General features: G+C 48.6%; 15 protein-coding genes. 14 read left to right on the top strand and 1 reads right to left on the bottom strand.

Translation table 11 applies throughout. From position 1 onward, the window contains the following. Positions 1-2: 2 nt before the first annotated feature. Together ACFVTB_RS23035 and ACFVTB_RS23030 are read left to right on the top strand one after the other, a co-directional pair. Positions 3-209 carry a hypothetical protein gene (locus tag ACFVTB_RS23035; protein ID WP_387754572.1) on the top strand — a complete coding sequence of 69 codons (207 nt, stop codon included), beginning with the start codon at positions 3-5 and terminating at the stop codon, positions 207-209. 50 nt (positions 210-259) lie between these two features. Continuing rightward, entirely contained in the window at positions 260-1,378 is a 1,119-nt protein-coding gene (locus ACFVTB_RS23030; RefSeq protein ID WP_387754570.1) for a GerAB/ArcD/ProY family transporter, read from the top strand. An 11-nt stretch (positions 1,379-1,389) separates the two neighbouring features. On the opposite strand, the gene ACFVTB_RS23025 is transcribed toward ACFVTB_RS23030, so the two are convergent. Then, positions 1,390-2,706: an MFS transporter gene (locus ACFVTB_RS23025; RefSeq protein WP_387754568.1), complete on the bottom strand. Its 1,317-nt coding sequence runs from the start codon at positions 2,704-2,706 to the stop codon at positions 1,390-1,392. Between the two features lie 536 nt (positions 2,707-3,242). Between ACFVTB_RS23025 and ppc the strand changes: the two genes are divergently transcribed. The 12 genes from ppc (at position 3,243) to ACFVTB_RS22965 (ending at position 21,923) form a co-directional block, all read left to right on the top strand. Next, complete coding sequence (gene ppc, locus ACFVTB_RS23020) at positions 3,243-6,047, top strand: phosphoenolpyruvate carboxylase (RefSeq protein ID WP_387754565.1); 2,805 nt, start codon at positions 3,243-3,245, stop codon at positions 6,045-6,047. 163 nt (positions 6,048-6,210) lie between these two features. Continuing rightward, entirely contained in the window at positions 6,211-7,275 is a 1,065-nt protein-coding gene (locus ACFVTB_RS23015) for a hypothetical protein (RefSeq protein WP_387754562.1), read from the top strand. A 144-nt stretch (positions 7,276-7,419) separates the two neighbouring features. Beyond that, the gene (locus tag ACFVTB_RS23010) at positions 7,420-8,601 is read left to right on the top strand and encodes a S1C family serine protease (protein WP_387754559.1); all 1,182 of its coding nucleotides are present in this window, start codon (positions 7,420-7,422) and stop codon (positions 8,599-8,601) included. Between the two features lie 328 nt (positions 8,602-8,929). Continuing rightward, entirely contained in the window at positions 8,930-9,496 is a 567-nt protein-coding gene (gene sigW, locus ACFVTB_RS23005) for an RNA polymerase sigma factor SigW (RefSeq protein ID WP_387754557.1), read from the top strand. A gap of 208 nt (positions 9,497-9,704) precedes the next feature. Continuing rightward, positions 9,705-10,343, top strand: coding sequence for a zf-HC2 domain-containing protein (locus ACFVTB_RS23000; protein ID WP_387754555.1), 639 nt, complete (start codon positions 9,705-9,707; stop codon positions 10,341-10,343). A gap of 136 nt (positions 10,344-10,479) precedes the next feature. Beyond that, positions 10,480-11,319 (top strand): diadenylate cyclase CdaA, encoded by an 840-nt coding sequence (cdaA, locus tag ACFVTB_RS22995; RefSeq protein ID WP_387754553.1) that lies wholly within the window; start codon positions 10,480-10,482, stop codon positions 11,317-11,319. Further along, positions 11,312-12,787 (top strand): CdaR family protein, encoded by a 1,476-nt coding sequence (locus tag ACFVTB_RS22990; protein ID WP_387754551.1) that lies wholly within the window; start codon positions 11,312-11,314, stop codon positions 12,785-12,787. The genes cdaA and ACFVTB_RS22990 overlap by 8 nt, the downstream gene beginning before the upstream one ends. Positions 12,788-12,902: 115 nt before the next feature. Further along, positions 12,903-14,243 carry a phosphoglucosamine mutase gene (glmM, locus tag ACFVTB_RS22985; RefSeq protein WP_387754548.1) on the top strand — a complete coding sequence of 447 codons (1,341 nt, stop codon included), beginning with the start codon at positions 12,903-12,905 and terminating at the stop codon, positions 14,241-14,243. Between the two features lie 1,423 nt (positions 14,244-15,666). After that, the gene (glmS, locus tag ACFVTB_RS22980; RefSeq protein WP_387754545.1) at positions 15,667-17,499 is read left to right on the top strand and encodes a glutamine--fructose-6-phosphate transaminase (isomerizing); all 1,833 of its coding nucleotides are present in this window, start codon (positions 15,667-15,669) and stop codon (positions 17,497-17,499) included. A gap of 481 nt (positions 17,500-17,980) precedes the next feature. Then, positions 17,981-18,139: a helix-turn-helix domain-containing protein gene (locus tag ACFVTB_RS22975; protein WP_387754542.1), complete on the top strand. Its 159-nt coding sequence runs from the start codon at positions 17,981-17,983 to the stop codon at positions 18,137-18,139. Between the two features lie 501 nt (positions 18,140-18,640). Next, on the top strand, positions 18,641-20,320 hold the full coding sequence (locus ACFVTB_RS22970) for a cache domain-containing sensor histidine kinase (RefSeq protein ID WP_387754540.1): 1,680 nt from the start codon (positions 18,641-18,643) through the stop codon (positions 20,318-20,320). Continuing rightward, positions 20,313-21,923, top strand: a complete 1,611-nt coding sequence (locus ACFVTB_RS22965) for a response regulator (RefSeq protein ID WP_387754537.1) — start codon at positions 20,313-20,315, stop codon at positions 21,921-21,923. The genes ACFVTB_RS22970 and ACFVTB_RS22965 overlap by 8 nt, the downstream gene beginning before the upstream one ends. Positions 21,924-22,044: the final 121 nt, after the last annotated feature.

Genomic DNA, 22,044 nt, shown 5'->3' with positions numbered 1-22,044 from the left:
CAATGGCTCAGGTTATTGGAGTGCTTCTATTGGCGGCGGCGACTTTTGGCTTGGAAATGCCGGGGCTGCGTAAACGGAAGAGAAAACGGGAGAAAATTGCATTTATGTTGTTTCTCCTTACGGGGACGGCGCTCTATGCGGCGCTCGTTATGAATGTGGAGCTTCCTAACCCGTTTTTGCTTTTGAAATTGCCTTACACGGGGGAGTAGCTTGTGGAGTAGAGCCGACATTGTGAATGCCGGAGAGGAGGGTCGAACGAATGCAAACTAGCGTAAACGGTAAAATAACGGTTCGTCAATTCACGATTTTGATTATACTCGGCGTAGTTGGTGATACGATTCTGGTGCTTCCAACAATCACAGGTTCTTTTGCTAAACAAGATGCCTGGCTGTCCATGTTCCTTGCTCTGCTGCTTGGCATGGCTACGGCATTCCTATACGCTGGAATTGCTAATAAGATGAAGCGGAAAAGCTGGGTAGAGGCTGCGCAGTCTCAGTTGGGTGTATTTGTCGGCAGCCTCTTCTCCATATTATTTCTATTCCAAATCTTTATGTGTGCTTCGGCATTGTTGAGTGAGACGAGCCAGTTCCTGACGACGCAGATGATGCCTGAGACGCCGGTCAATGCGATGCTGATCGTTTTTATGACCGTTATTATTATCGCGTATCGTTATGGCGTTGAGACATTTGCGAGAATGGGAGAAATGCTGTTTCCCGTATTTATCATACTGTTTCTGTTCCTCGTTCTCTGCCTGCTGCCGCAAATTAAAATGTCCAATATGAAGCCGGTGCTGGCGGAAGGGATGTATCCCTTTCTCAAAGGAATGCTGCCAGCCTACGCTTATGGATTTACGGAGATGGTTACACTGCTTATGCTCGTTCCTCATGTGGCGGGGAACGGGAAGCTGACAAAACCCATTTTTATCGGCTATGCCGTCGGCGGGATTATTTTGCTTATCACTGTTGATTTTTGCGTGCTGGTGCTGGGGGCAAATCTGATGGAAACGAAATATTATCCGACATTCGTACTGGCCCAAAAAATAACTATTGGCAAGTTTGTGGAGCGAATCGAAGTGATTCTCGCTTTCTTATGGATTATAACCGTTTTTTATAAAACGCTTATGCTGTTCTTTTCTCTCATTTCAGGAATCGCTCAGTTTTTGCGTCTTAAGGAAAGTAACATGCTTACGATACCGATCGGTATGATTTTGATTGTAAGCTCGGTTTTAACTACGCCGAACATCGTTGTATACAACGATATTTTGAACAATTACTACCCTTGGTTCGATATCGTTTTTTGCGTTTTGCTGCCAGTTATTTTTTTCGTGGCCCTCCATTTGGCAAGCTTGCTGGGCGGTAAGCATTCGCAAAAGAAATGACGTCGCTTCCGTTAAGCAGATACTTCCGTTCGGGTCGTTGCGGCGGGCACAGCGGCATTGTCCTGCGCCAGAATGCGCCGTTTAAAGGCGAGCAGCGCCAATCCGATTAACGCCATGCCGCTGCCCGATAAAACATAGGCGATTTCCGGTCCCAGCGCTGTGACGAGCAACCCGCCTGTCAGCGGACCGATAATAGCGGCTACTGAGGTGAGACTGCCGATTGTGCCGGTAACGCGGCCGATGAACCGTTCCGGAGTCCGCTGCTGAATCATGACCTGGAACGGAATGAGCGTCAGACCGCCTCCCAGTCCGGCAATGAAGAAGCCAATTACATAGAGCGCTTGGGTAAATGAGCCTGATGTGCCGTAGAGAGCAAGGAAGCCGGCTCCAGCGAACACGAAACCGAGAATGGAGCCGCCCAACCCCATTTTCGCAAGCGTGGAAAGCCTGGAGAGAAAGCGTATCAGGAAAGCGGCGACAAGAGTTCCGATGCCGCTCATGGCGATACACCAACCGAGCATATCCTCCGTCATTTCCGGCAAGCCTCGGAACAGCACGACGATTTGGGAATCGGCGATCTGCAGGACAAGTATGACCATACAGAGGGTGAGCAGGCCATACTTAATGATTGGAATGCTAAGAATGATCCGGATGCCTGCAATGAATTCTTCTTTGAAGCGGGATTTTTCTTTTACGCTTTCGTCCTCGGGTGCCCCGACTGCAACCGCTGTTGCTGCTGATGTGCTGCGGCGCGGAATAAAGAGAAGGATCAGCGCAGATATCGCGAACGCTCCGGCGTCGATATAGAAGGAGGCGGTGATGCCGAATGCGGCTGTCAGCAGACCGCCAATGGCTGGACCGATTACTTTACTGCCCTGTTCGATGATGGCGCTGATCGACACCGCTTGTTCAAGCTGATGGTGAGGAACGAGCTCCTTCAGCTTGCCGTTTTTTGCAGGGGAGAACATGACGTCAAAGATGCCCTTGAACAGAAGCAGGACATAGACGTGCAGCAGGGAGCTTGCGAAGACAAGCAGCAGCATAATCAATACGCGCGCCGCGTCGGAGACGATCATAATTGTCTTGCGCTCCATACGGTCGGCAAGCATGCCGCTGAGCGGGCCGCCAATCAGCATCGGGATAACCATACACAGCGTTGTAGCGGTAATTTCCAAAGGAGAAGCATTCCATTTCATACCAACTAGAGTGAGCAGCGCGAGAATGTAAATCCATTCGCCGAGGTTCGCGATCAACTGCGACGCCATTAGCGACATATAAGGTTTATTTTGCAAAAGGCCTTGCCCCGTCTCATTTTGTAAGCGTTTCATTTTCTTCAGTCCCTTCATCGTTCTATTCGTTACCCTAATCATACGAAGAGACGCAGCGCCGTTCATCGTTCTGCAGACGGAGCTGGGAACAGTTTCTAGCCGGATTTTTGCTCCGTGCCGGGGCTTCAACCTTGTTCTTTTTTGTAGTATGATAGATGAAGTTTAGATTGCGTCAAGCGATCCGCGCCATTGCCGCCGCGATCTTATCGACAAGACGCAGAGGGCTTACGAAGCAAGTTTTGCTTCGCAATACTAAGCTTCGGTTACGGTGCGGCCAGCTCCGCAGCCGGGCGTAGGCTTACGAAGCAAGGTTTGCTCCGCGAAGGGAAGCACAGGCAGATCGTATAGATTTGCACCGCAATTCCAAGCATAGGCAACCGTAGCGAATTTGCTTCGCAAAACTAAGCATAGGCTTACGAAGCGAAGTTTTGCTTCGCAAAACTAAGCATAGGCTTACGAAGCGAAGTTTTGCTTCGCAAAACTAAGCACAAGCTTACGAAGCAGTTTTGCTTCGCAAAACTTTTAGGAGGAACATTATGTCCGATCAAGCTGCATCTACCGCGTCAGCTCCCCGTCCGCAGGCGAACAACCTGCTGCGGAGAGATGTCCGTTTCCTGGGCAACATTCTTGGCGAAGTTCTCGTACACCAGGGCGGACGCGAGCTGCTCGAAATTGTCGAAGACATTCGCGAAACAAGCAAATCGCTTCGCGCCGAGTTTGTTCCCGAGCTGTTCGACCGTTTCAAAGCGAAAATTTCTTCTCTCGAGCCTGAATTCCGTCATCAGGTTATTCGTGCATTTGCGATCTACTTCCAGCTCGTCAACATCGCTGAGCAGAACCATCGCATCCGCCGCAAGCGCGACTATGAGCGCTCGGCAGGCGAAAGCGTGCAACGCGGCTCGATCGAGAGCGCCATTCTCGACCTGAAAGACCGCGGTATCGAATCGCCGGACGTTCGGCAAATTCTGAGCGACATTTCGCTCGAACTGGTCATGACTGCTCATCCGACGGAAGCAACGCGCCGCGCTGTGCTCGATATTCATAAACGAATTTCGAACGACGTGCTCGAGCTCGACAATCCGACGCTGACCTACCGCGAGCGTGAGAAGCTCCGCGAGAGGCTCCTGAACGAAGTGCTTATTTTGTGGCAAACGGACGAGCTGCGCGATCGCAAGCCAACCGTTATCGACGAAGTTCGCAACGGCTTGTACTACTTCGACGAGACGCTCTTCGAAGCGCTTCCTGATGTTTATGAAGAGCTTGAGCGCTGCTTGACGAAATACTATCCTGGCGAAAAGTGGCATGTGCCTAGCTATCTTCGCTTCGGCTCGTGGATCGGCGGCGACCGCGACGGCAACCCGTCGGTTACCGCGCAGATCACATGGGAAACGCTGACGCTGAATCGCCAGCTGGCTCTTAAGAAATATGAAGAGAAGCTGACCGAAATGATGGACCAGCTCAGCTTCAGCACGAACATTGCGCAAGTATCGGAAGAATTGCTCGAATCGATTCGCAAGGACCGCGAAAATGTGGAAGTGAAGTGCGTTGAGCCATGGCGCAACGTAACGGAGCCTTACCGGATCAAGATCGGCTTTATGCTCCAGAAGCTGGCCAATACGCAAGAGGAATCGCTGAAAGGCTCTCCGGTGCGCTATAACAGCGCTGACGAGTTGCTGGAAGATCTGTATATTATGGATCGCAGCCTTCGCAACCATTTCGCCGACTACGTAGCGGATACGTATATCGGTAAGCTCGTTCGCCAAGTTGAGCTGTTTGGCTTCCATCTGCTTCAATTGGACGTGCGTCAGCACAGCCAAGAGCATGAGAATGCGATGACCGAAATTTTGGCGAAAATGAACATTGTCGCCGATTATTCCGCGTTGTCTGAGGATGAGAAAATCGAGCTGTTGAACAGGCTGCTGAACGAGCCGCGTCCGCTTACTTCGAGTCATCTTGAATATTCAGAATCGACGCGCGAATGTCTCGATGTCTACCATACGATCTATCGGGCGCAGCAGGAGTTCGGCGTTAACTGTATCTCGAGTTATCTGATCAGTATGACGCAAGGCGCCAGCGATATGCTGGAGGTTATGGTGTTCGCTAAGGAAGTCGGCTTGTTCCGCAAAGAGATGGACGGAACGACTCGCTGCACACTGCAATCTGTGCCTTTGTTCGAAACGATCGACGATCTTCACGCGGCTCCGGGCATTATGAAGCAGCTGTTTGATCTGCCGGTTTACCGTCAAGCTGTTGCCGCTAGAGACAATCTGCATGAGATCATGCTCGGTTACTCCGACTCTAACAAAGACGGCGGCGTAGTCACTGCAAACTGGGAACTGCGCGTTGCGCTGAAGGAAATTACGGCCGCAGCGGGCGAATACGGCGTTAAGCTGAAATTCTTCCACGGACGCGGCGGCGCGCTCGGACGCGGCGGAATGCCGCTGAACCGCAGTATTTTGGCACAGCCTCCGCACACGGTAGGCGGCGGCATCAAAATTACTGAGCAAGGCGAAGTGCTCAGCTCCCGTTATTCGATGCAAGGCATCGCATACCGCAGCTTGGAGCAAGCGACTTGGGCGCTGGTTACATCCGCGCGCTTGGCGAAGTATCCGAATGAGAAGCAAGCGGCGGAAGCTGAGTGGGATGAAATTGCCCGTTCGATTTCCGAGACAGCGCTGACGAAATACCAGGATCTGATTTTCCGCGATCCGGGCTTTATGACCTTCTTCAAAGAATCGACGCCGCTGCCGGAGGTTGGCGAGCTGAACATCGGCTCCCGTCCGTCGAAACGGAAAAACAGCGATCGATTCGAAGATTTGCGGGCGATTCCTTGGGTATTTGCATGGACGCAAAGCCGTTATCTGCTGCCAGCATGGTATGCCGCGGGTACTGCGTTCCAGCAATATGTGAATGGCGACGAGCAAAAAATGGAGACGCTCAAAACGATGTACGAGCAATTCCCGTTCTTCCGTTCGCTTGTTGACAATTTGCAAATGGCGCTTGCCAAGGCTGATCTGCTGATCGCGAAGGAATATGCGGATATGATCTCCGATCAAACGATTCGCGACCGCATTTTCAACCAAATCGAAGAAGAGTATAAGCTTACTTCCGATCTGATTCTGAAAATTACCGGACAAGAGGAAATTTTGGACAATGTGCCGGTTATTCAAGAGTCGATCAAGCTGCGGAATCCTTATGTCGATCCGCTCAGCTATATGCAAGTACAGCTGCTGACCGAGCTGCGGGAGCTTCGTGACAAAAACGAAGACGATCCTGAGCTGCTCCGCGAAGTGCTGCTCACTATCAACGGCATTGCGGCCGGCCTGAGAAATACGGGCTGATCGGCAGCCTAACCATTAAGAAGCCAAGTTTGGACGCTAACCGTCCGAACTTGGTTTCTTTTATTTGTAATTATATATCCATATTTGGAAACAACGAGAGAAGGGCTTCGGTTGTATACTGAAAATACATGAAGCTAATCAGAAGAAAGCAGGTGACAGGGTCATGAATGCAAAGCTGAGAAACCCGCGTTCGCTTTACTTGTTTGCCGCAATTGCAGCGCTTGTCCTGTGCGTGGATACGGTAACGGCGCGCATCGCTCCACAGGACCGGCTGCTGGCATACGCTGTTTTGTTCGATTTCGTCGTTGTTATTCCTTTTTGCTACTGGCTGCTCGTCATTCGGAACTCCGGCAAAAAGCTCAAGTCGCTTCTTCCGTTCCCCCTTCTCGGCGCCATAGCGGCCTGGTTTGCTTTGCCTGCGTCCGTCAAGAGCATGGCTTGGGATGTCATTTGGCCGGTTGAACTAGCTATTGTGGCCATTGAGGCCTCGCTTATATATATCGAAATAAGGTTGTTAATCGCGATCGTCAAGCAGATCAAGGAACGAAAACGAACGGAACCGGATACGGTCGAAGCGATTCGGCATGTATGTAAAGACCGGTTAGGCGATCGAAGAATAGGTTCTTTTATTGCGCATGACGTCGCTATGTTCTACTATTTCTTTTTCTCCTGGGGGAAGAGGAAGCGGGATAAGGCGTTGGCCATAGAGAACGCAAATGTTTATACGTACCATAGAGAAACGAACCAGGTGCTGCTGGCCGCTTTTGTCACCAAGCTCATCGTCCTCGAATCGGTGGTTGTGCACTTGCTGCTTGCGATGTGGTCGCCTCTCGTTGCCTGGATCGTAACGATTTCGGAGCTGTGGCTGCTTATTCTGTTGTGGGCGGATACGAGAGCGGCTGTCATGCAGCCAATTCGAATCGGCAAGGAAGGCATTCGTTTGCGGTACGGACTGCGATTGCAGGCCGATTTTCGCTGGGAGAACCTGCTGTCGGTGGATTGGGCCAAGAGCGGGTATGAATTAACGGGTGAAGAGAAGCGGCAAGCGGCTAGCCCGGCGGTCGGAACGCCGAACGTGCGATTGGCGCTAAAGTCGGAGCAGCGCGTGGATGGCTTTTTCTTTCAGCCTATGCGCACATCTCTGATTTATTTGGCCATCGACCGGCCATCCGATTTTGTCGCTGAAGCGAACCGGTTTTTAAACGAAGATTCGGAAAATCTTTCATAATCGATCGGATCAGGTTTTATGTTTTTTTATAACCCTCTTAAGATTGCTTTAAGGTGCGTCCTTCATGATAGAGTCATGGGAAGCAATCAACGGGCAAGCGGACAAGGCAAGAAAAGGCCGCTGGACCGAAGGAGGAATTGATCCATGAACAACGATTATCGAAACGGCAATCCATTCGATCGCGATAGCGTCCAGCCTAAGACCGAAGAACAAACCGCAGCGGAACATAAGGATGCCGCCACTTATACTTACGGGCCTAACCGCTCGCATTCGGATATGAAATCGCAATATGAAAGAGAGCTGGCCCTGTTTACAGCCGCTTATGAGCATGCTGGAGCGGGAGAAGGCAGCGGCGGCAAGGGCAGAGACAGAGTCAAACGAAGCGCATCGAGCAAGACGCTGTTTGCCGCTTTTCTGGTCGGTGCTATCGTCATCGGCGGATTTATGTATACGGCCGACCGAGCCAACTTGTTTACGCGCGGCGCCGAGCAAACGCCGTACATGCCGAGCGCGGCGTCGAAAGGAAATGGCGCTGGCGTGAAGACGGCTTCGGCTTCGGTCGACAGCCTCATCTCCGACATCTATGCGGGTGCCTCGCCGGCTGTCGTCAAGATTGAAAATTACACGGAGCCGGAGCGTTCCGTTAGACGCAACTCGGATTACTGGCAGTATTTCGGCACGCAGCCGTTTTCTCCTTTTGGACAAGACGGCCGTGGAGGCGATGAAGAGAGCGGAGCTCCGAGCGCAGGAGACGAAAGCGGGAATGGGAGCGGGAGCGGAGAACTTCAGTTAAGCGGCTCCGGCACTGGTTTTATTTTTGACTCATCCGGCTATATCTTGACCAACGAGCATGTCGTGAATGGAGCGAAGGAAGTGAAGGTAACGGTCGAAGGCCATGACAAGCCTTTTACAGCTTCCGTCGTCGGAACGGCGAAAGACAAAGATCTCGCGGTATTGAAAATCGAAGGGGAGGACAGCTTCCCAACGCTTCCGATCGGCAATTCTGACGAGACGAACATCGGCGATTGGGTAATCGCGATCGGCAATCCGTACGGATTCGATCATACGATGACCGTGGGCGTGCTGAGTGCGAAAGAACGTCCAATTACGATACAAGACAAGGATGGGGACCATGTCTACGAGCATTTGCTCCAGACCGACGCTTCCATTAATCCCGGCAATTCCGGCGGGCCTCTGCTGAACATGAAGGGCGAAGTGATTGGCATCAACACGGCGGTCAACTCGGAAGCGCAAGGAATCGGCTTTGCAATTCCGACCGGTACGATTCAAGAGGTGCTGGATCGTTTGATGAAGGGCAGCATGTAAAGCAGTAGATTGATTAGCTTGGCACGCGGCACGGCTCTCATTGCTCATGAGGAGTGATGAGGCGGCTTTTGAAGGGCAGAGGCGCGGAAAACCGCTTCTGCTCTTTGCCATGCTGGCTGAAAAACGTATATAATAATAAATGCGGCTAATTATCGTTTGTAATTATGATTTTTATCGTTCACGGCGTTTCCCATTTCTGTTAGAATGTTTAATTATGGGGATTGTGATTGCGGCGATTGGGTCTTGCGTCCATCGCGGCGAAGCGGGTTTATGGAGATTGAGCTTCGCGGCGAGCATCCGTTCAAACGGAAGGTTTGGAGGAGTATAAGTGAATCTATTGGAAGCCCGGCTCGCCAAGCTTGCGCTGAAGGGCGATCAACGGGCGTTTGCGGAGCTCGTGGAGCTGTATCAGGACAAGCTGTTCCACATGGCCTACCGAATGCTGAATAACCGCCAGGAGGCGGAAGATATCGTGCAGGAGACGTTTCTGCGCGTTCATAGAAATTTGGAACGATACGACGATACGATGAAATTTTCCACATGGATTTATCGGATCGCGACGAACCTTTGCATCGACAAGCTGAGGAAAAGAAAGCCCACGTACTCGCTTGACGCCGAATCGAACGAGCATGAAGGCTTGGACGGTTATTCGATGATTCCAAGCGATAACCGAACGCCGGAGTCGGAGCTGCTGCTCTCAGAAACGCAGCGCATCATTCATGAGGCGATCGGCTCGCTTGCGCCGAAGTACAAGACGGTGATGATGCTTCGTTATATTGAGGAGCTGTCGCTGCAGGAGATCAGCGATGTGCTCGACATGCCGGTAACGACGATTAAAACGCGAGTTCATCGAGGCAGGGACTTTCTCCGCAAAAAGCTGGAGCATAAGCTGTAACCGGGGAACGATCGTATTATCATGCATACGCCGAATTGCCCAAAATGAAGGGGCCTAAAGCCGGCTATGCGGTTCAAATAGGCACACCGGAGAAGTAAGGATGACTTGATTCCTATATTTTAAAAAAGTGAAACATCCTGTTCCGCGATACGTATCCTATTAGGAGAATAGCTTATGCGCGAGCAAATGAGAGAAAGGACTGGCTGATATGGAATGCACCGTCGCCAAAGTATGGATACACGACTATTTGGACGGCGAACTGCCGCGTGAGGAAGCGGAGCAATTAAAGGCTCATTTGGAATCATGCCCAGCTTGCCTTGACCGTTATGAGCAAATGGAAAAAACCGAAGCTTTGCTTTTTGATACGCTGGAGCACCGGAGGATTCCTGGGTACGGCCTGACGGAAGCGGCAAAGCTGACCGAACGCATTATGGCCCAGCTGCCTGAGGAAAAGCTTCCACAGCAGCGTAAAGGGGCTTTACGTTTTCTGTATAGATATCCGGGGCTCGCGGTTGCGGCCGTTTTCGTATTGGTCATGCTGGGAAGCGCGATGTCGATGTGGGAGAAGGACACCAAATTGATTGTATCGGGCGAAGATTTACAGCAGGTCGTCATCGAAGGCAACACCGTAACGATTCCCGAAGGCGTTCATTTTAAAGGAAATCTGATCGTCGAGAATGGCAGGGCGGAAGTCAGAGGAGAGGTTGAAGGCAACGTAACCGTCATTGACGGCTCCCTCAATTTGGCGTCCACCGGACATATTGCCGGACAAAGCCGAACGATCGATCAAGCGCTCGATTGGTTCTGGTACAAAGTGACGCAGACATTCAGCGGACTGGCATCTTGAGCCGAAACTGTCTCCCTGGATCGGGAGACAGTTATTTTTTTTCCGCAAAAAGGATTTCCAGACCCGATTCTAGAAAACAATAAGGTTGATACCGAAATAGAAAAATAATTGTTGTCGGCGGTTTGGGGGTTTTTGCATGAGTTATTTTACAGATTTGAATTGGAATGACTGGATTAAAGACATCATTGACATCGGCATCGTCAGCTACATTATTTATAAAATGATTTTGCTCGTGCGCAACACGCGCGCGGTTCAGCTGCTGAAAGGGATTCTGATACTGGTCGCGGCTTGGGCGATCAGCACCTGGTTCAATTTATATACGATGAAGTGGCTGATGAATCAAATGTTCACGTTCGGGGTCGTGTCGGTGCTTATTATTTTTCAGCCCGAGTTGCGGCGCGTGCTGGAGCAATTGGGACGCGGCAAGCTGTTTGGCCGAACCTCGTCCCTGGAGAAAGACGCTCTTAACGATCAAATTGTCGAAGTGATGCGGGCGGTGCAGCATATGGCGGCGCGGAAGGTCGGCGCGTTGATTGTCTTCGAGCGTATGACCGGTGTCAATGAATTGGTCGAATCCGGCATTAAGATGGAATCTAAGATTACGTCAGAGCTGTTGATAAATATTTTTACGCCCAATACGCCGCTTCATGACGGAGCGGTTATTATCCGGGGCAATCAGATTATGGCGGCCGGGTGTTATTTGCCGCTGTCCGAGAATCCGTTTATTAGCAAGGAACTGGGCACGCGTCACCGGGCGGCAATTGGCGTCAGCGAAGTGAGTGATGCAGTTAGTGTCATTGTATCGGAAGAAACCGGGCAAGTGTCTCTTGCATTAAATGGAATGATCGTTCGCGATATTAACGAGGAGTCGCTCATCTCGAAGCTATTCGAGGAGCTGACGATGCAGAAGGAGAACGGCAAGGAAAAGGCTGGCGTATCGTCGTTCCTCAAGCGGAAAGGGGGCCGCAATGGATAAATGGCTTAGTCACCCGACAGCGCTGAAAGTGCTGTCCGTCATTATTGCGCTGCTGCTGTGGGCCGTCGTTCATTTCGATCCAGAGAAAACGCCGGCTACTGTCACCTCTAATATGGACACAAAGGCTTACGAGGCGCAATCGGTCATCCCAGTCGGGTTGGACGAGAGCCGCTTTGCTTTGGTGAAGCTGGAGCCAACCGTCGTGCGCGCCGTCGTGGAAGGACGCCGCGTAAATTTGGTTGGCTTGAAGGATGAGGACGTCGTCGTACAAGTCGATTTGTCCAATGTAGGAGAAGGCGAACATGAGGTGCCTTTGTCGTATAGATTGCCTAAAGGTGTTAATCTTGTCGAGATGAAGCCGTCGACGGTAACGGTAGAGCTTGTGGAGATTCAGACGAAGGCGTTCGATCTGAGCGTCATAACGGAAGGAACGCCTGCGAAAGGATATATTACGGGTACGCCTCTATTGGCAGATGCTGAACACGCTCAGGTTCAGGTGACGCTGCCGAAGGAAGAGATGCCGCTCGTCAGCTCGGTTAGCACGACGGTCAGCGTCGAGGGGGCCGAGAAGTCGGTGGAAGAGAAAAAAGCGCGTATTGTCGTCTACGACACAGAAGGCAGGCCGATGGATCATGCCACGGTCAGACCGGCTTCCGTAGCGGTGACCGTTCCGGTTACCCCGCCATTGAAGATGCTGCCGCTGCAGCTCAGCTTTACCGGCAGCTTGCCGGAAGGATTGAGCGTCTCGGCGGTAAAGCCGGAAATGGATAAGGTGGCCGTATACGGCGATCAGAAGCTGCTTGATACGCTTGAATCGTACAGCAGCGTAACAGTCGACCTGTCGAAAGTGAAACAGTCCGGTAAAGTGAAGGCAAAGGTCACGGCTGTGGATGGAATAAAAATGGTGGAGCCGACGGAGATCAATGTGGAAATTACGGTCGTTCCGTCGGAGAAGAAAACGATTAGCCGCAAGGTCATATTGACCGGATTGGGAGAAGGTCTGGAGGCGGAGATCACGGAGCCCGCTGACGCCATGCTCAGCTTCGATGTGCTAGGGGCTCCCAATGTATTAGGCGCTCTAGGCGCAGGAGATGCGCTGTTGTCGGGCGATCTGACCGGACTTACAACGGGAACCTATACACTGAAGCTGAAAGCGTTTTTGCCTAGGTTCATCACTCTGGCGAACGAACTCACCGTAACTGTTGTAGTCAGAGACGCTTCCGTCAATACGGGAACGGATCCTGACGGCGGAAGCAACGGGGGCAGTGGAGGAAGCAATAGCGGAGGGAACGGTACAGGTGGCGGCACCGGCGGAGGCGGAACCGCAACGCCGCCTGGTACGGCAACGCCGCCGCCTAGCGAAAGCACTACCCCCGGCGGCTCGAATAACGGCGGAGAGGCCGAAGGGGACGGTGAAGGCGGTCCCGGAGACGGAGAGCCTGAAGGCGGAGACGGTAACGGGGGATAAGGCAATAGTTCCCTAAGATATGGGACTCTGAATTGATTGACTCGATTTCAGATTAGGATATAAGATTGGATGCAAAACAACTAACAGTATCACGATAAAAGGGGAAGAGCGAATAATGGGGAAATATTTCGGAACTGATGGTGTGCGAGGAGTTGCCAATTCGGAGCTTACACCTGAGCTTGCCTATAAAATCGGCCGCTGCGGCGGATATGTACTGACGGGACAGGCGGATAAGCCTAAGGTCGTAATCGGCCTTGACACTCGTATTTCGGGACCTATGCTGGAATCCGCTTTGATTGCGGGACTTTTGTCCATCGGAGCCAGCGTCGTACGACTCGGCGTCGTGTCGACGCCGGCGGTTGCATACATTACGCGCGAATTGAAGGCGGATGCGGGCGTTATGATTTCGGCTTCGCATAATCCGGTTCAGGATAACGGCATTAAGTTTTTCGGCGGAGATGGCTTCAAGCTTTCCGACGAAACGGAGCTTGAGATCGAGCGTCTGATCGATGCGGAGACCGACGAGCTGCCACGTCCTATTGGCGGCGATATCGGCAGTGTTACGAATGACGAACAGGCCAAATTCCGCTTCCTCGAATATTTGAAAACTACGATTCAAGGCGATTTCAGCGGCCTGAAAATCGTGCTCGATTGCGCGAACGGTTCGGCTTATGAGCTGGCTCCTAAGGTGTTCGCCGATCTTGGCGCGCAAATTATTACGGTTGGCGCGGAACCAGACGGACGCAATATTAACGCTGGAGTAGGCTCGACCCATCCGGAATATTTGCGTGAGCAAGTATTGGCGCATGGGGCCGATCTTGGCCTCTCATTCGACGGCGACGCGGATCGCTTGATCGCGATTGACGACAAAGGCGAGGAAGTGGACGGCGACTATATTTTGTGTATTTGCGGAGACGCGATGAAGCGGGCTGGCAAGTTGAACGGCGATACCATTGTAACGACGGTTATGGCCAACATTGGCTTCTTCAAAGCGACTGAGCGTATCGGCCTTAAATCGGCGCAGACTGCTGTCGGCGACCGTTACGTTATGGAGGAAATGCGTCGCGGCGGATTCAACCTGGGCGGCGAGCAGTCCGGCCATGTTATCTTCCTCGATTACAATACGACCGGCGACGGTATTTTGACGGCCTTGCAGCTGGTAGATACTCTTGTTGCATCAGGCCGCAAGCTGAGTGAGCTGAAGACGCTGATGAGCAAATATCCGCAAGTGCTGATCAACGTGCGTGTGGCGGATAAGAGCCTTTACGCAGGCAACGAAGCGATTGAGGCCGCTGTCCTGGCGGTGGAGAAAGAGCTCGGCGACAATGGCCGCGTTCTAGTTCGCCCATCCGGCACAGAGTCGCTGATCCGCGTCATGGCCGAAGGCCCGGACAAGGAACAAATCGAAGACTACGTCGGCCGTATCGTTGACGTGGTGAAACAGCAGCTGGGTTAACGGTTTAGGCCGTTAACAGAGGAGCGGGTGATGCGCTGAAGCGGGACTTGGGGGCGCTGCTGCGCTTCTGGTAAGGCGGGAAACCGTCTTACGGAGTGCGAAAACGTGCTTGAAGAGGCGCTGTAAGGCGGATAACCGCCTTACAGAAGTAAAAACGTGCTTGAAGCAGCTCTGTAAGCCGGAAAACCGTCTTACAGAAGCAAAAACGCGCCCGAAGTATCGCTGTAAGCCGGAAAACCGTCTTACAGGTGCAAAAACGCGCCCGAAGTATCGCTGTAAGCCGGAAAATCGTCTTACAGGTGCAAAAACGCGCCCGAAGCAGCGCCGTAAGCCGGAAAACCGTCTTACAGATGCGAAAACGGGTCCAAAGTAGCGCCGTAAGCCGGAAAACCGTCTTACAGAAGCAAAAACGCGCCCAAAGTATCGCCGTAAGCCGGAAAACCGTCTTATAGATACGAGAACACGTCCACAGTATCGCTGTAAGGCGGAAAACCGTCTAACAGATGCGAAAATGCGCTCGAAGTATCGCTGTAAGACTCAAAATAGCCTTACAGACGCTAAAATGGGATCGACGAGGTGCTGTAAGGCTCGAAAGAGCCTTACAGACACGAAAATGGGTTCGACGAAGTGCTGTAAGGCTCGAAAGAGCCTTACAGGCGCCAAAATGGGATCGACGAGGTGCTGTAAGGCTCGAAAGAGCCTTACAGACACGAAAATGGCTTCGACGAAGTGCTGTAAGGCTCGAAAGAGCCTTACAGATCACTCACAGTGCCTTAATGCTGGTTTATCGGGCTTTTATCCTAAGGGAGATGAAGCTCAAAAACTCCTTTTTAGCTGTATTACATCGTAGCAGAGCACTAAGTCTAAAGTTCAGGTTGCGAAACGAGTCGAAATTGAATATGATAGGAAGTATCATTCAGGAAATGAAAGCGAGGGCAGAGGTTTTCATAAAGAGTTATAAGCGCCAGAGCTTGCGTGATGAACCGGGTTTATTTTTTCGAAGCGTTGTTGGGAATGCTAATCGATAAAAAATAAACCGTTCATACGGGAAGCTGACGAGGTGAAGGTGTTCGAAACATTCGGCGGGGACCTTCCGGTATTTAAGCCAACCGAAAGTCGTTACGCAAAAGAATTGGGCGACTGATTCCACAAACGTGCGACAGGCTGATGAACGACAGCAATTATTTTATTGAGTATGAACAAGAATGGCTCCCGTATGTCTGCGATGCCGCTTGAGGGGTTGGCACGGGCAGAGGGTTGCACATTGTTTGGACGCACCGTTGTTTGAGTATGTACTTTTCCTTTTACCAATACTTTTAACAACCATGGCTAACATGCATTGACAACCGAATAACGCCTTGTGCCGCACTAGGCGGGCATCCGTATACGGCAAATTAAACCGATAACGGAGGTCTATATAAATATGTGTGGTATTGTAGGATATATTGGAGATCGTGATTCTCAGGGGATTTTGATTGAAGGGTTGAAAAAGCTCGAGTACCGGGGTTACGATTCCGCTGGTATCGCTGTTTTCACGAAGAATGGTCTGGAAATCTCGAAGTCGAAGGGCCGTTTGGCAGTGCTTGAAGATAAGCTGAAAAGCGATCCGCTGCAAGGTTCGGTCGGCATCGGACATACTCGTTGGGCGACGCACGGTAAGCCTTCCGACGTAAACTCCCATCCGCATACTGACAATTCGGCGAAATTCTCGGTCGTACACAACGGTATTGTCGAGAACTACCTCGATTTGAAGGATGAACTGATTGAGAAAGGTCATGTATTTGTATCGGAAACAGATACGGAAGTTATTTCTCATCTGGTAGCGGACGAGTATGACGGCAATATCGTCGAAGCGGTTCAACGTGCAGTTAAAAGAATGCGCGGCGCGTTTGCGCTGGGCGTATTGACGGAATACGAACCGGAACGTCTCGTAGCAGTTCGTTTTGCAAGCCCACTTGTTATCGGGGTCGGCGAAGGCGAGAATTTTATCGGCTCGGATATTCCGGCGATTTTGGAATATACGCGTAACGTTTATATTTTGAACGACGGCGAAATGGCTGTTTTGACACGTGATGGTGTCGAATTGATGACAACCGAAGGTGAATTCATTTCCAAGGAAATATTCCATGTCGATTGGGATCTGGTGACGGCGGAGAAAGCCGGATTCGATCATTTTATGCTAAAAGAAATTTACGAGCAGCCAAAAGCTTATCACGATACGATGCTCGGCCGGATCGCAGATGACGGAAAATCGGTTAACTTGAAAGAATTGTCGATGACTTCCGACTACATCAAGTCGATTCGCAAAGTTCATATCGTTGCTTGTGGCACGGCATCCCATGCGGGTATGGTCGGCAAAACCGTTATCGAATCCTTGGCGCGTATTCCGGCTGAAGTGGATGTCGCATCCGAGTACCGCTACCGTTCGCCGATTATTACTCCTGATACGCTCGTGATCGTTGTCAGCCAATCGGGTGAAACAGCGGACACACTTGCAGCGCTGCGTGAAGCAAAACGCAACGGTGCTCGCGTTCTGGCGATCACCAACGTTGTAGGCAGCTCCGTTGCTCGTGAAGCGGACGATGTACTTGTAACTTGGGCAGGACCGGAAATCGCTGTTGCATCGACAAAAGCTTACTCATCGCAGTTGATTGCATTCTATCTGTTTGGTTTGCATCTGGCTGGCGTACTTGGTACGAAGTCGGAAAGCGAAGTTGGCGAACTGATTTCCGCAATGAATCAGTTGCCTGAGCAAGTGGAAAGCATTTTGGAGCAATCGGCTGTACTGAAGCAAGTAGCCGAATCGATCTCCTCGCATAAAAACTTGTTCTTCATCGGCCGCGGCGTAGATTACGCTGTAGCCATGGAAGGCTCGCTAAAGCTGAAAGAAATTTCGTACATTCACTCGGAAGCCTATGCTGCAGGTGAACTGAAACACGGCACGTTGGCGTTGATTGAGGATGGTATCCCAGTCATTGCGCTTGTAACGCAGGAAGAGCTGTACGAGAAAACGTTGAGCAACATTAAGGAAGTAAAAGCGCGCGGCGCCCATGTGCTTGGTATCGCCAATGCCGGTCACGAAGTTGAGGCCAGCAAGTCGGTCGACGAGATCTTCGTCATCCCAAGAACGCTGCCACTCCTTACGCCAGCACTATCTGTAGTGCCGCTGCAATTGCTCAGCTACTACGCTTCACTCGCTCTCGGACACGACGTCGATAAGCCAAGAAACTTGGCGAAGAGCGTGACGGTGGAGTAAGAAGATAAGAAGCTAAAGTAATTTGTGAATTCGAAATAAAGTTCCCCCAAGGATTATAAAGTTCACCTAAAGCTTATAAAGTCATATCAAGAAGCCGAGCGAAACTCAGGTAGCCACTCCTGTTTTCCTCGGCTTTTTTCATAAATCAGGGAAGCGAGTTTAGGGAGCAGAGGAAAACATAAACGCCTCGAATGCCTTAATGAATTAAGCTTTTCCTCGATTTTCCTCCGATTTGTAGGACGACTTTATTTGCTCGTATTGAAGCTGGTATGAAGGGGAATGGGCTTGGAATGCAGGAGTAGCAAGGGGTGGGGCGATTTGGTGGGGGAGGGAGCGTAAGTCGACTTTTAATGAATACACACATGTGTCACGTGATAAAAAAGTGTGGAACCGCGAAAGTCAGTCCCGATGATATGAATATCATGGGGAGGGTTATGAACGGATACAATAGGTGGACGTCTGAAAAAAATTAGAAAGATCAATGAACTCAACCAGATTGATTGATTTTTCTAAAAGTATAGGTGTATCACAGGGAACATTAAGCGAAATTGAACAAAATAAATATTATCCATCAACTGAAACAATCATGGCTATACATACTAATTTTCATGTTGATATTCAGTGGAATTTGTTTGGATGAGAGTCAATACAAAAAGAAAAAGACTTAGGATTAACGACAAGCTATTGGCTAGCAGCAGCTATATTCATGCTATTAAGTATTCGATGGATGATTCATCCAAAAAGGAAGTTGAATATTAATAACAGACAAAGAGCTGGAAAATTATATCTGTTTCCTATAATGGAATTATATTGATTGATATATTGACTATGAGAGAAATTGGCTGTTACAATGGCTTCATCAAAAAAATTGAAGAATCAAATATTTTTTTTAAAACTAAAACCAACTATACATATCGAATTAATTTATTATAAACGTGCGAGAGGGGCGTATCATTAGTGCAGATTCACGAATTGTAGGCGTTATCCAAAAGGATAAGGAGTTGAGTCGAGACTGAATATGCGCCATTTAAATTTAAGAACTAAACTAATTTTATCGATAACGATTACAGGCTTGATTCCGCTTCTTTTGCTGGTATTCATCTCTTATTATAATGTAGTTTCTTTTACGGAGAAAAAGTATGTGAATGGGAATCAGATATCTCTTCATCAGCTAGAGCAGAGGTTCGATGATTACTTTAATCGATTAGATCAAAATTCAGTTCGTTTCTTTAGCGATTCCTTCTATGCAAGTGACATTTTAAATATACAGCTACAATCGACAGAGTATTATAGTCGCACGTTATACAATTTAGTTAATTTCTATTCGGAACGGAAAGAGACCCATTCTGCGACGTTCTATAATCCAGATGAGGATGAGGTGTATGTCGTTAACGATACGGTCAACGCTTCTTTTCATGGGGGAGAAGAAATAACAAGAATGGAATGGTATCAACGATTGCTAGCAAGTCCCGAGAGGCGGACAATCGAGCCTCTGCGTTTGATTGAGAAATATCCTGAACGTTATCATTTGAATCAGCAAGAAGCAATATTTTCTTTAAACCGTATTATGTATGACAAAAATAAAGTGTATGGGATTCTTACAGCAAATTATAAAACGGATTATCTTAAAAGTGCATTATTTGAATTAGTTAGCGATGAAGATGAAATGATTATTATGACAGATAAAGCTGGTGCTGAACTTACATCTACTCGGTTGTTTAATCCCTCTCAGCAAGAAGAAGATAGCGGGTTGCATGCTGCAATTATAGAAATGGGAACTTCATCAGGCTATTTGCACTATAAGTCTACTGCAGATAAAGCTGAACAAATCGTTATTTTCACTATTTCACCGAAGTGGGGTCATATTCTTTACAAAAAGGTTCCAGTGCAAACGGTTTTGCGTGAAGTAGCTCAGACGAGGAATACGATGCTTGGCATTAGCGGGATTTTATTAATACTTTTAGTCATTACGACAGCTATACTTTCCATGCGATTTACGAAACCTTTAATTCAATTAATGCGGCATATGGTAAAGGTGGGAAATGGCGAATTTGAAAGCGAGCTTATCGTAAAATCGCATGATGAAATTGGAGCTATTTCTGCAACATTCAATCAGATGAGTCGAAAAATTAATTATATGCTTAATGAGCAATATAAGAATGAAATCATTCTAAAAACTGCGCAGTTAAAAATGCTTCAATCGCAGATTAATCCTCATTTTTTCAACAATACTTTGCAGGCCATAGGAGGAGTAGCACTTGAAAAAGGTGTAGATGAGATTGAATATATGGCTCGTGTTCTATCTTCTATGCTAAGGTATAGCATTTCAGCGACGGGAAATGATGTTCCGTTGAGTGCTGAAATTGAAAATATACAACAATATTTAACGATTCAAAAATTCAGATTTGAAGAACGGTTGAACTACTCGCTTGAGGTGGACGAAAAGTATTTAGACATTCGTATACCCAAACTAATTTTGCAGCCTTTAGTGGAAAATGCCATTATTCATGGGATCGAAAAAAGTATTAAGCTAGGCACGATAATGATTAAGGTTTATGCAGAGCATGGCTGCCTCGTTATAATGATTGCGGATAATTTCGAAGGCATGCATCCTGAGCGATTGGCCGACCTTCAAGCTAAACTAAATGACGCTGCTCCAAACGACTGGATTAATCTACAAAATCACGGCATTCTGAATGGTTTTTATCGTTTGAAATTAAGATATGGGGATCGATTTAGAATGGAAATAGATAGTGATAAAACAAAGGGAACCACAGTTGCTTTACACATCCCGATCGAGAGAGAGGATCAGAATGATTAAAGTAGTTATTGCAGATGACGAGAATAAGCCTCGTAAAGCGGTCGTTAATATGGGAAATTGGAACGATCTCGGATTAGTATATGCAGAAGTAACGAATGGAACGGAGTTAGTTGAGTATGTGGCGAAATATCGGCCTGAAATTGTAGTAACAGATTTGCGGATGCCTGGGATAAGTGGAGTGGAGCTTCTTCAGGCTTTGCGAGATTATGATGAGCAAATCCAGGTAATTGTGATAAGCGGTTATGACGAGTTTGAATATATGAAACAAGCTATCGTGACAAAAGTCGTAGATTATTTGATGAAGCCATTCAGTAAAGAACAACTGAATTCGGCATTATCCAAAGCCATAAATGAAGTGGAAAGCCTTCGTCAGCGCAGACTGCAAACGGAGTTAGCGATACAATATTATAAAGAAGAAGCTATGACGCAGCTCTCTGAAGGGCGAGCGTTTAATATGGACAATTTTCGTGAATTGACTGGTATCCCCTTGCGGGAGGAGCTGTTCTATCAAGTCACAATGCTAAGGATAGCTAATTTCACTTATTTGAGTAAGCGATTCGGTTCTGATCATAAGCTGTTATCCTTCGAGGTGACTAATGTACTAAATAAATTAATTGAAAAGCGCGGCATTGTATTTCAATCTGGTGGAGAAGATTATGAGTGTGGCATGTTGTTGTATAGGAATAGCATTGATCTAGATTATACTAAAACGTTGCTTGAGGAGATAGTTGCACAATTACGAACGAGTTTGAATATTGGGGTGTTTATTGGAGCAGGTGAATGTTATTACGGGGTTTCACAAATAGGTGATTCTTACCAGGAAGCGCTTCTTGCTCTGAAACGTAGTTCTTTCCGTCAAGGCGGAGGCATTGGGCTTTACCGTGAATTAAATATAACCTCTTTGACCGATACCCTCCTCTCTGATCAAGGGAAGAAGATAGATCTTTTAGGTGTAGCAGTCTTGAACGGCAATATGGGTTACATTCGGGAATGGATCAAAAGCTGCTATACAGAGATTGCAGCTTTGCCTATGATTCAAATAACAAGCATGACTGATCTCTTAATGAGAATATGGAGAGAGTTAGAGCAGTTAGTAGGGAGCGAGTATATTGATATCGTAGACCGACCAAGGTTGTTAAAGAAGGCGCAAGAAATTGAACAACAGCTGCAGGTGGAGTTGGAACTTACTGCTCTCAGAGAATTATGCTTCTCTTTTATTTCAGAGGTAGAATTGATAACGAAGAGGAAACAATCGTATCAGGATTGGGAGCAAGGTGTTATTTATGACATTCGTGCTTACATAGAAAATCATTTTAATGAAAAGGTTTCATTACAGGACTTGGCAGATCGCTTTTATATAAGCAGAGAATCTATTTCAAGATTGTACAAGAAGATATTTGGAACCAATTTGTTTAATCATATTATTCAATTAAAGATCGACCAAGCCAAGCTTATGCTAATGGATGAGCGGCATGTCAAGGTGAGGGAGATTGTGGATATGCTTGGATTTACGGATGAAAGTCACTTCTCGAAAACATTCAAAAAGTATACGGGTCAGTCTCCGAGTGCATATCGTAATAAATATACGAACTTTTCTATATAGACGGTAAGGCTATCTTGTCAGTAGAGTAATCTACGGATGGGATAGCCTTTTGCAATTTAGTACAAGCGGATTACAAGCGTATACCTGCTTTAATTACTTACAGAGTAATATACTTGGGGAA

The sequence above is a fragment of the Paenibacillus sp. NPDC058071 genome (assembly GCF_042885235.1).
Taxonomy (GTDB): domain Bacteria; phylum Bacillota; class Bacilli; order Paenibacillales; family Paenibacillaceae; genus Pristimantibacillus.
The sequence above is the reverse complement of the archived record's forward strand: the minus strand, read 5'-3'. Positions and strand labels throughout refer to the sequence as shown.